Here is an 11,530-nt window from a genome sequence, read left to right on the forward strand (position 1 = left end):
TGATTCCCGCTCTTCCCACCGGGGAGAGGGGAATGAATCCAAATCGGGCGGCTGGTTTCGATCATGCTCATTCTTCTCGTCCGTCCTCATTCAGTATATGTAAAAGATAGCGGCCGTAGTCGTTTTGGGAGAGTGGGAGGGCAAGGCGCTCAAGCTGGCCGGCGGTGATATAGCCCATCCGGTAGGCGATCTCTTCCAGGCAGGCGATCTTCAAACCCTGGCGGGCCTCAATGGTCTTGATGAAGTTGGACGCCTCTTGTAAGGATTCATGCGTGCCGGTATCGAGCCAGGCCGTGCCCCGCCCCAAAATCTCGACGCTCAATTCGCCCTTCTCGAGGTAGACCCGATTCAGGTCCGTGATCTCGAGTTCGCCCCGGCCGGAAGGCACTAAATGTTCTGCAATCTCCACGACGTGTTCATCATAGAAATAGATCCCCGTGACCGCGTAGTGGGAGGGCGGATCCTTGGGTTTCTCCTGAATACTGATCACTTTTCCGGATGGGTCGAATTTCACAACGCCGTAACGTTCGGGGTCGTTGACCCAGTAGGCGAAGACGGTCGCGCCCAGGATTTTTTGAGCGCACCGTTGCAGCTTCTCGCTCAACCCTTGCCCGTAAAAGATATTGTCACCCAGGATCAGACAGCTCGGCCCCCCCTCGACGAATTCCCGGCCGATCATAAAGGCCTCTGCAAGGCCTCTCGGTTCAGGCTGTTCCGCATAACGGAGGGTGAGCCCCCACTGTTCACCGGCGCCGAGCAGATGTTGGAAGTTCGGGAGGTCGTGCGGCGTGGAGATGATCAGGATCTCCCTCAACCCTGCAAGCATGAGCGTGGAGAGCGGATAATAGATCATCGGCTTGTCGTAGACCGGAAGGAGCTGTTTGCTCACGACCCGTGTAATGGGGTAAAGTCGCGTGCCGGCGCCTCCTGCAAGGATGATTCCTTTCATGGGTCAACCATCCTTTCCGAGATATTGATTCAGCATAATTTTAATGCGCCCCTTTACCGATCAGAACCGCGGGGATGGTCTTAAACAGAAGCTTCAGATCCAGCCAGAAGGACCAGTTGTCTATATATTGCAGGTCCAGTTTCATCCATTCCTCAAATCCGATATCATTCCGGCCGCTGACCTGCCAGATGCAGGTGATGCCGGGCCGCATGGAAAGGCGCCGCCGCTGCCAGCGCTGATACTCCAGCACTTCTTTGTAGATGGGCGGCCGAGGGCCGACCAGGGACATATCACCCTTAAGCACATTGAAAAGCTGGGGCAGCTCATCAATGCTGAACTTCCGGATGAACCACCCGACCGGTGTGACCCTCGGGTCATGGGCGATCTTGAATACCGGTCCGGTCATTTCATTTTGGTCCTTCAACTCGCCAAGATGTTTTTCGGCCCCCTGATACATGGAACGGAACTTGTACATTTTAAATCTCCGGCCGTTCAGGCCCATTCGCATCTGGTTGAAAAGCACAGGGCCGGGCGAGGTCCCCTTGATCAGCAGGGCCACGGTCAGAAGGAGCGGAGAGAAGAATAGAATCAGCAGAAGCGAGACCAGTACATCAAATAGATGTTTGAAGATGAGTTGGACCTCATGCATGGAGGTGGTTTCAAACGACAACAATTTGAAGCCGAAAAGGTCGTGAAAAACAGGCTTGGCAATCCGGGGGTTGAAGAGGTCAAAGCGGAGGTGCGCCCGAATCCCGGAGGTTTCACAGACCCGGATCACCTTCTCCACCAATTGGAACCAGCTCCGAGGCATGGCGATGATCACTTCGTCCACGACGTTTTCGTCCAGGATCCTGGGAAGATCGTCCACCGATCCTACCACCACGTGCCCCTCAATCTCCTCCCCTACCCGGATGGGATCCGGGTCCACGAATCCTGTGACACGCAGCCCCCATTCCGGGTGTTCTTTAATGGCGTCCACCACCTCGATGGCCCGGGGCCCGCTTCCGATGATCAGGACGTTGCGGAAGTTGAAGCCCATGCCCCGGATATGATGCATGACAAAGAAGGCCGCCCTTACCTTGACCGTGAGCATCGCCCCGGTCATCAGGAGAAAGATGACCGTGGTCAGCCGGCTGACATGGAGCTGCGGGAAAACATCGTGCATGAGGACCAGAATGATCATCATGGCAAGAAGGCCGGAGAGATACCCCCCCATCACCATGCCGAAGGTGCTTAACCGCGCCGACTTGTACGCTCCGAATTGACGGAAGAAGAAGAGGGAAAAGGGGAGAATGATGACCAGCATCCAAAGATCCTCGCCGGTGAATGCCCGCTCTTCAATCACGTAAAGCTTGCCTAAGATTTCAAAAGACCGGCCGATCAGGAACTCGTTCCGGATGAGATGGGCCAGCCAGAAGGCCATGAGCTCGATGGCGACGTCGAAGGTGATCGAAATATTGGTGATCAGTTTTGCGCGTTCTCTAAGCATGGATTATTTCCATTTCGGCCCGATCGGGAATCGCCCCCTGCACAATTTTATCCAAGAAGTAATTCATCCTCAGGGTCGTTGGTGTCCAGATAATTTTCCCGGAGAAGATAGAGAAATATCTCCTGCGCGGCGGCCATGGGGCTGAGTTCGGATGTATCGATTCGGATTTCCGGATTCTCCGGAGATTCGTAAGGGTCGCTGACGCCTGTGAATTCGGGAATCAGACCTTTCCTCGCCTTGGCATAAAGCCCCTTCCGGTCCCGCTCTTCGCAGACTTCAAGCGGCGTAGCCACATGGATCTCGATGAAGGCCCCGTACTGCTCGATGGTTTCCCTGACGAAACGACGCGTCGCCGTATAAGGGGCGATCGGGGCGCAGATGGCCACTCCGCCGTTCTTGGTGATCTCGCTTGCGACAAAGCCGATGCGCCGTATGTTGAGGTCGCGGTGTTCCCTGGAAAAACCCAGCTCGCTCGAAAGGTTGCGGCGCACGATGTCCCCATCCAGCAGTGTCACGGGCCTTCCGCCGGCCTCGATGAACTTGGCGTAGAGGATCTTTGCAAGGGTTGATTTCCCCGCGCCGGAAAGGCCGGTGAAGAAGAGGGTGAGCCCCTGTTTGTTCCGTTCCGGGAAAACCCTGCGAAGTTTCGCAATCACGTCAGGATAGGAGAACCAGTTCGGAATGTCATGGTTGTGTCCCAGATGTTCTCTCAGATCCCTGTCGGTAAATTTGAGCCCGTTTCTTCCTTCCCTCTCGACCTGCTCGATCGGCAGGAATTTCTTGAGGTCCGGAACGTACCGCATCTCCTGGATGGGAATCATCTGAATTCCCAATTCGTCCTGAAACCGGCCCAGCAGGTGCTGGGCTGAGTATAAGGAATAAAATCTTTGACTGCCGTCCCGTGCTCCGGGCGGTGATGCGTGCTCGGGGCCCACAATGATATGGGTACACCCGTAGTTCTTGCGGATCACGGCATTGAGAATCGCCTCCCGCGGTCCGGCCATGCGCACGGCCATGGGGAGCAGGGAAAGCATGGCGAGGTTCGGCGGATAGTGGCGGAGAATCGCCTCGTAACAATGCACTCGCGCAAAGTAATGCAGGTCGCCGGGCTTGGTCATACCCACGGCCGGATGCAGCAGGATATGCGCCTGGGCCTCCTTGGCCGCCTGGAGCGTGATCTCTCGGTGGATCCGATGCATGGGTTTGCTGGTATGAAAGGCCGTCACACGGCGCCATCCCAATTTGTCGAACTGCCGGCGCAGTTCCTCCGGGGTGCAGCGAAGCGTCTCAAAGTCGTAATGCAGCGGCAGTTGAATCCCCTCGATGGTTCCCCCGACGCAGGTCTGATGGACCTCTTCAAGAAGATAGCGGACGCCGGGATGCTCCCTGGAGGCGGCGCCGTAGACCTTTTCCGCTTCCTCCATTTTGTCCGGCCGGAAGATCTCCTCGATATTCAAGACGGCAAGCATGAACCCCTCCGGATCCCTCAATGCCAGATGATCTCCTATCGAGAGCTTTCCCGCGATAGGGTCCGGCACATCCAGGACGATCGGTATCGGCCACAAGATTCCATCCGGCAGCCGCAGGGTCCGGACAACGGATTCATAGACCTCTCGGGTCATGAATCCTTTGAGCGGGGAAAACCCGCCGTTCATAAGGAGTTCAAGATCACAGATCTGTCTCGGGCTCAAGGTATGGGATGGGAAATTCTTTGCCGCTTCGTTCAGGGCCTTTGCGCGGTCAGGATCGACAATCAGATTGACGAGTTTCGAACCATGGGGTTCGGTGAGATGGGTCATGGAAAATCCTTATTCACCGGTGAGCATCCTAACCCATTAAAGAAAGATCGGAGACGGCAATGAAATGCTCGTGCTTGATGATCTTTTTGTTGTATTCGATCGGAACCTTTTTCAGGTCCACCACATGCCCTCCCGCCGCCTCGACGATGGCATGTCCCGCGGCCGTGTCCCACTCCCAGGTCGGCCCCAGCCTCGGGTAGAGATCCGCGCTCCCCTCGGCCACGGCACAGAATTTCAAAGAACTCCCTCTGGCGATCCTCTCTCTGATATTCAGTTTTTCCAGATACCTCTGCAGTTCTTCGGATGGATGAGACCGGCTTTGAACAACGACCAGGCCATCGCCGTCCGGGTTGCGGACGTGTATCCTCACGGATTCATCGCCTCCGTTCTTTTTCCAGGCCCCTTCCTTCCTGGACGCATAGTAGAGAAGATGCTGAACGGGAACATAGATGACGCCGGCCGCCGGACGGTTATTTTCGATCAGGGCGATATTGACGGTAAATTCACCATTGCGTTTGATGAATTCCTTGGTGCCGTCCAGGGGATCGACCAGCCAGAAACGATCCCACGTCTTTCTCTCAACGAACGGAATATCCTTGCCTTCTTCTGAAAGGACGGGGATATCGGGGTAGAGTCTGAGGAGCTCTTCGGATATGATTCTGTGGGAAACCCTGTCCGCTTCGGTCAGCGGAGACTGATCCTCCTTAAACTCAACATCAAACGTCTTCGCATATATATTAAGTATGGAGTCTCCGGCCTGAACGGCTATATCACATACGGAGTTTATATGAATATCCATATTCCCTTTTCTCTAGGGTTATGCCCGGTTACGATAAAGATTATGGTCCACAACGCCCGCCATCTTTGTCTCATCGAGATGCCCGCCCAGGAAACGATTGATCTTTCCGGAAACGGTCAGAGGATCATGAATGACGTCACGATGGTTGAGGTAGAGAGCCTCGAACCTCTCGTCCGATTCCAACATGGCCTGAACTTCCCGAAGGTGTTTTTCATAACTCCGGATCATTTTCCCATCATCCTTCGGGTCAAACGGTACGCCGCGGTGTTCGAGCATCTTGTTTTGAGAAGCCATGACTTCTTTGAGATCTCGGTTCAAAAACACGACTTTATAGGCGTGGCCGGAAGGAAGATCTTTCAGAAGATAGGAAATCACCTTGACGGTCTTGCCCCGCAGGTCCCCAACCCAGGTCTTGTCCTTTCCCTTGGCCAATTCCTTGACTCTTTCCAGTTCATAATACCCTTTGGGGTTGTCGGTATCCGCCGTCCGCTCCCCGTCGGAAGCGATCGGAAGGCCGCCGGCCTCCAGCATCTTCATCAGCATGGAGGTGCCGGATCTGGGCAGACCCGAAACCACGATCACGGGCCGGCCGTATCTTATCCTTCTGACAAAATTCCTGAATTTCATGGGCCGCCACTCTCCATGCTGATCATTTTTCTTCCGGTAATTTTTCCGAAGTTTTCCCAAATTTCCGGCGAGGCAGCAGACCAGGCGGATACATGTCAAACATAAGGTTCCAATATGCCCATGACCTGGGATCAAAAACTCCGGTCGGGGGATTTTTTAATACATCCAGAAAGTCGTCATCTGAAAAATACTTTCTTGCTGCCGCTATATCCTTTATCGTGCCGTAAACCATGACCTGAGCAAGAAAACGTTTTGGATCTTTTATTGCCTCTGCCGGAGATTTCCACCATATCAAACGGACGGCAATATCTTCCAGTGTTTTCATCGGTCTTATTTCTTTCCTCAGGTTCCAACAGGAGTCAATCCGCCCGGCAAGAAAGATATTTCAGGAATCTTCTTGATATCTACCTTTCGGACTTCTGAGATCAAAAACGATTGAATAGGGTCTGATAATGTGGACAGGTCTCCGTCACCAAAATAGCTCAATGCCTTCAAACTCAAAAAAGGATTAAAAGGCTCACCATATACGGCCTTTGCCGCCGACAAAACTGCCGGCAGATCTAAACCTGCTTTTAGAATGGCTGCAATATCCTGATAATCCTTGGCCTCTGCCCGGTCCTGTACGACCTTGATCTTGGTTGCGGCAGCATCCAGTAAGGATGCAACAAAAAAACCCGGCCCTTTAACTCTGTCCGGATCGGCCACACGGCGCATGTTCAAGCCGCCAAAGAAAGAGGCCTTAACAAATCCTCCGCGATCTACCAGGCAAACTAAAGTATCTGTCTTGGATTGGATTCGCTCCGCTCTCTTGAGAAATGGGATCTGTCGTTCCAATTCATCCGGTGTGAATCCCCGGTTAGAAAAGAAATCAAAGTCAACAGAAATTCTATGGCCCAATCGGAGCGCCAAAGCTGTTCCACCATATAGAACAAAATCGTCCGGCATATCTTTCATCTCGGGCCATATTGCCTGCTGCGCCTCTGTAAGTATCTCAGGATGCGGTTTGAGTCTGGTCATCTGATTCCACTCTTATTTCTTTCCCGGCACAGCTTCGCCCTCTCGGTTACAGGGGATGATTCACCCCCACCCTAAAAGGAAGGCAATATCAAATGTTTCTCTGCTGAAATGGCTGGTACACCATCTCAGAAAGAGAAGAAATCTTTTATACCGGTTCGACCTCATCCATGGAGATCTCGGCCGAAACGGACTGCTGCAGCATATCCACGGATATAATCAGCCGGTGGCGTCCCCGTCTCTCCACCAGGATCCCCTCAATCCCCTGAAGGGGTCCGGCCTTGACCCTGACCCGGCTCCCTTCCTTGATATAGGGGTGCCCGCTGATCAGCCGGTCGCTCTCCACCATCTTATGCACCGCATCAATCTGGCTTTCAGGGATGGCGTAGAGTTCCGTGGATGTCTTGCCGATGATGCGGACCACTCCTTTGACCTTCAATACCTCAAGGATCCGTTCCCTTTCAAGCGCAATCCTCACAAAAAGGTAACCGGGAAAGAGCGGAAGTAGAATGAGCTTCTTCCGGTCCCTTCTCCGGCTCAAGGTTTCGTAGAGCGGAAGAAATACCTCCACGCTCTTCCCTTTGAGTTCGATCTCGACCTTTTTCTCGTGGCGTGAACGGATATGCACGGCATACCAGTTCTTCACGATGATCTTTTGAGATTCGTCCTCGGTATTTTTTTTGGTTTCGATCAGTATTCCGGTGTCAGCCATACCAACCTTTTCACGTAAGAACCGTCCTTATTAAACAGCACGCTCATTCCCCGGCCCCCGATCGCTGTCGAGGGCATGCTTGACCGGTCTACGATTCATAGAGGGAATCCAGGAAAATCTTCTGGATCGTCCGGTCGAGCCGGACGATGACCCAAGGAGAGATGGCCCCCATTCAGACCAGTTTCTCCAATTCGCTATCCACAAAACCCCTGATTTCATCCAGCCTCTTTTGGGTCTTTGCCTCAAACCTCATAACCAGGACCGGCTGGGTGTTGGATGCCCGGATCAACCCCCATGCGCCGTCGCCGAAAAGAATCCTCACGCCGTCCACGTCTATGATTTCATAATCTCGTGCAAATCGTTCCCTGGCCTTGTCCACAATGCCGAACTTTTTCTCTTCGGAACATTCCTTCCGGATCTCAGGCGTGGAGAAGGTCACCGGCAGGTCGGAGAGAAGTTCCGAAATCCTTTTCCCGCTCTTCTTCAGGATCTCGATGAACCGGCAGCTCGCATAGATGGCATCGTCGTATCCGAAATAGCGGTCCGCAAAAAAGATATGCCCGCTCATCTCGCCGCCGAGGGCCGCATGGGTCTCCTTCATCTTCTGCTTGATCAGGGAGTGGCCGGCCTTCCACATGACGGCATGGCCTCCGTTCTTTCGAATATCGTCATACATGACCTGAGAGCACTTGACCTCGGAGACGAACGTGGCGCCGGGTTTCTCCTTTAAAATTTCTCTTGAGAAGAGGACCATCAACTGGTCTCCCCAGATGATCTTACCCTGGTCGTCTATCACGCCGATCCGGTCCGCATCACCGTCATAGGCAATCCCGGCATCGGCCTTATCCTTTAATACCCTCTGGATCAGAGATTTTAAATTCTCAGGAACCGTGGGGTCCGGGTGATGGTTCGGGAACCTCCCGTCCACCTCGCAGAATAGAGGGGTAACACGGCATCCCAGACCGGCCAGGAGCTCGGGCGCGACGGTTCCGGCCATGCCGTTCCCGGCATCCAGCGCCACATGGACCGAAGGGAGTTGTGCCAGTCCTTCAAATAGTTTCCTTACATAATGAATATATTCCGGTATGATCGCCGTTCCCGAACACGTGCCCTGGCCGCTCTCGAATCTGCCGGAAGCGATCACGTCATAGATCTCCCGGATCTGTTCTCCGTGCAGGGTATCCTTGCCCACACAGACCTTGAAGCCGTTGTAGTCCGGAGGATTATGGCTGCCGGTCACCATCAAGCCTCCATCCACATCAAGATGAAATAATGAAAAATATAGAAGCGGCGTAGGGCAGGCCCCGATGTCCACGACGTGGATCCCCGTGGAAACCACGCCCTGGATCAGGGCGGAGGCCAGATCCCCTGAGCTTAAACGCCCGTCCCTTCCGACCGATATCTTGCGAAGGCCCTTCTTCACAGCAAGGGTCCCGTAGGCCTGTCCGATCCTGCGGGCGACCTCCGGGTCCAGGTCCTGTCCGATGATTCCACGGATATCGTAGGCCCGGAAGATTCCTGGAGAGACTGGATGGTTCTTCATCGGCTCTTGCCTCCTGGTCTTTTCTGATGATCCTTGAAATATGCCACGGTTTTTTCCAACCCCTCTTTCAGGGAAACACCGGGCCTCCAGCCGAGAATCCTCTCGGCTTTGCCCGCGTTCAGGGAATTCCTGCGCAGATCCCCCGGACGGGCCGGCCCATAAAGGGGTTTGTTGCCGAAGCCCGTGACCGCTGCGATCAGGTCATAGAGCTGATTGACATCGGTCTCGATTCCGGTCCCGATGTTGAAACAATCACACTCCCCTTTCTCTATGGCAAGGTAATTGGCCCGGGCCACATCCCCGGCATATACATAGTCCCGGATATAACGTCCGTCTCCATTAATCGTCGGCGTGCGCCCCTCGAGCATGGCCTGAACGAAGATCGCCACGACCCCGGCTTCACCGAGAGGGTCCTGCCTCGGCCCGTAGACATTGGAGTACCGAAGCACCGTGTAGTTAAGACCGTGCTCCGCCTTGTAATAGGGAAGATAGTATTCCATGCAGATCTTGGTCACCCCGTAGGGGGACATGGCGGAAAAAGGAAGGCCCTCCGTAGCCGGAAGATGTTCCGTGGCGCCGTAAACGGTCCCGCCTGAGGAAGAAAAGATGACCTTCTTCACGCCGTACTTCACACAGTTCTGCAAAAGATTCACAGACCCCACCACATTGATCATGGCGTCATGCACGGGATTTCTGACCGAGTCGGCCACGCTGATCTGAGCGGCCAGGTGGTGCACCAGATCCGGCTTCTCCTTTTTGAAGACCTCGCTCAGCTTTGGAGAGCAGATATCCACCTTGTAAAACCGGGCGGCAGGATTCACGTTTTCCTTCTTACCCGAGGAGAGATCATCCACCACGACGACTTCCAGTCCGTGCTCCGCCATCACATCGGCCGCATGCGACCCGATGAATCCGGCTCCTCCTGTAATCAGCGTCTTTGACATCATTCATTCCTTTCCGTATTCCTGGTCATCCTCTCCCGATGCATGAATAGATGAACCCGAGTTTCCTCATATATTGGGGATCGTAGATATTCCTTAGATCCACGACAACAGGCGAACGAAGCAGCGCCTTGATCTTCTCCATATCGAGCATGCGGAACTGGTTCCATTCGGTGATGAAGATCAAGGCATCCGAGCCCTGTGCCGCGTCGTAGGCATTCTCACAGTACTCCACGTTCTTCAGCATCTTCTTCGCCCCTTCCATGGACTCGGGATCAAAGACCTTGACCCCCGCCCCCTTTTTCTGAAGCCCCTCGATGATAACCAGGGAAGGCGCGTCCCTCATGTCGTCCGTATTGGGCTTGAAGGCCAGTCCCAGAATCCCTATCGTCTTCCCCTTAAGTTCGCCCACCGCCGACTCGATCCTGGCGACCATCCTTTGCTTTTGTTCTTCATTGACTTCAATGGCCGACCGGACGATCTTCAGATCCATGGAATTCCGCTCTGCAAGCTGCACCAGGGCCTCCGTATCCTTGGGAAAGCACGACCCTCCGAAACCCGGGCCCGGATGAAGGAATTTGGATCCGATCCTTCCGTCCAGCCCCATGCCTTTGGCCACGTGGTGGACGTCGGCCCCCACCTTCTCGCAAAGGGCGGCGATTTCATTGATGAAGGAGACCTTGGCCGCCAGGAAGGCGTTGGAGGCATACTTGATCATCTCGGCGCTCTCCACGGAGGTAAAGACCATGGGTGTCTCGATCAGGAACAGGGGCCTGTAGAGATCCCGCATGATGGCCTGCGCCTGGTCACTCGACGTCCCGATGACCACGCGGTTGGGACGCATGAAATCCTCGATGGCAGACCCTTCCCTTAAAAACTCGGGGTTCGAAACCACATCGAAGGTGCAGGGTTCGGCCTGGTGTTTCCGGATGATCCCCTCCACCCATTTTCCGGTCCCCACAGGGACCGTGCTCTTATCCACAATCACCTTGTACCCGTTCATGTACCGGCCGATGTCCTCGGCTACATCCTCTACGTAGGAAAGGTTTGCCGAACCATCGCCGTGCCTCGGCGTCCCCACGGCAATAAAGATCACCAGAGATTTTTCCACGGCGGACTTCATATCTGTCGTGAAATTGAGTCTCCCTTCCCGGACGTTTTTTTTCACCATGTCTTCGAGACCCGGCTCATAGATAGGGATCTTCCCCTGATTGAGGGCATCGATCTTTGCCTTGTCTTTGTCCACACAGGTCACGTTCATTCCGAACTCGGAAAAACAGGTCCCGGAAACCAACCCGACGTATCCGGTTCCGATGATGGAAATATGCATAGCAACTCCTCTCAAGAGACAAGCTCAGTCTTGTTTTCAAGATACCACTCCACAAACCTGCTGATCCCCTCTTCAATCTTCACCTTGGGATCATAACCGAGCAGTTCCCTGGCCCGGGTGATATCCGCAAATGTGACGGGGACATCGCCGGGTTGATCCGGCATATTCCGGATGACTGCATCCCTGCCGAGGTTCTTTTCAATCAATGCGATGAGATCTCTCAGTGTAATGACAGACTCCTCGCCGAGGTTGATCACGGCATATCCGAGGGGGCGGTCCAGAGCAAGAAGAATGCCGTCCGCCAGATCATCAATATATGTGTAATCC

11 protein-coding genes and 1 pseudogene are annotated in these 11,530 nt (G+C 54.2%); all 12 read right to left on the reverse strand.

All coding sequences use genetic code 11. The features are described 5' to 3' along the window. Window positions 1-67: 67 nt before the first annotated feature. Complete coding sequence (locus AUK29_06800) at window positions 68-949, reverse strand: glucose-1-phosphate thymidylyltransferase (protein OIP63267.1); 882 nt, start codon at window positions 947-949, stop codon at window positions 68-70. Between the two features lie 40 nt (window positions 950-989). Continuing rightward, entirely contained in the window at window positions 990-2,438 is a 1,449-nt protein-coding gene (locus AUK29_06805) for a hypothetical protein (protein OIP63268.1), read from the reverse strand. A 47-nt stretch (window positions 2,439-2,485) separates the two neighbouring features. Further along, entirely contained in the window at window positions 2,486-4,237 is a 1,752-nt protein-coding gene (locus AUK29_06810) for an adenylyltransferase (GenBank protein OIP63269.1), read from the reverse strand. 28 nt (window positions 4,238-4,265) lie between these two features. Further along, complete coding sequence (locus tag AUK29_06815; GenBank protein ID OIP63270.1) at window positions 4,266-5,036, reverse strand: 3'(2'),5'-bisphosphate nucleotidase; 771 nt, start codon at window positions 5,034-5,036, stop codon at window positions 4,266-4,268. A gap of 18 nt (window positions 5,037-5,054) precedes the next feature. Then, entirely contained in the window at window positions 5,055-5,663 is a 609-nt protein-coding gene (locus tag AUK29_06820; protein ID OIP63271.1) for a hypothetical protein, read from the reverse strand. A gap of 22 nt (window positions 5,664-5,685) precedes the next feature. After that, window positions 5,686-5,988 carry a hypothetical protein gene (locus AUK29_06825; GenBank protein ID OIP63272.1) on the reverse strand — a complete coding sequence of 101 codons (303 nt, stop codon included), beginning with the start codon at window positions 5,986-5,988 and terminating at the stop codon, window positions 5,686-5,688. Window positions 5,989-6,005: 17 nt separating this feature from the next. Beyond that, entirely contained in the window at window positions 6,006-6,680 is a 675-nt protein-coding gene (locus AUK29_06830; protein ID OIP63273.1) for a hypothetical protein, read from the reverse strand. A 145-nt stretch (window positions 6,681-6,825) separates the two neighbouring features. Then, on the reverse strand, window positions 6,826-7,389 hold the full coding sequence (locus AUK29_06835) for a hypothetical protein (protein OIP63274.1): 564 nt from the start codon (window positions 7,387-7,389) through the stop codon (window positions 6,826-6,828). Window positions 7,390-7,561: 172 nt separating this feature from the next. Continuing rightward, entirely contained in the window at window positions 7,562-8,932 is a 1,371-nt protein-coding gene (locus AUK29_06840) for a phosphomannomutase (protein ID OIP63275.1), read from the reverse strand. Beyond that, the gene (locus AUK29_06845) at window positions 8,929-9,876 is read right to left on the reverse strand and encodes a UDP-glucose 4-epimerase (GenBank protein OIP63276.1); all 948 of its coding nucleotides are present in this window, start codon (window positions 9,874-9,876) and stop codon (window positions 8,929-8,931) included. Before AUK29_06845 ends, AUK29_06840 begins: the two co-directional genes overlap by 4 nt. Before the next feature lie 25 nt (window positions 9,877-9,901). After that, window positions 9,902-11,203 (reverse strand): UDP-glucose 6-dehydrogenase, encoded by a 1,302-nt coding sequence (locus AUK29_06850; protein ID OIP63277.1) that lies wholly within the window; start codon window positions 11,201-11,203, stop codon window positions 9,902-9,904. An 11-nt stretch (window positions 11,204-11,214) separates the two neighbouring features. Then, window positions 11,215-11,530: pseudogene (locus AUK29_06855) on the reverse strand (epimerase).

The sequence above is a fragment of the Nitrospirae bacterium CG2_30_53_67 genome (assembly GCA_001873285.1).
Taxonomy (GTDB): domain Bacteria; phylum CG2-30-53-67; class CG2-30-53-67; order CG2-30-53-67; family CG2-30-53-67; genus CG2-30-53-67.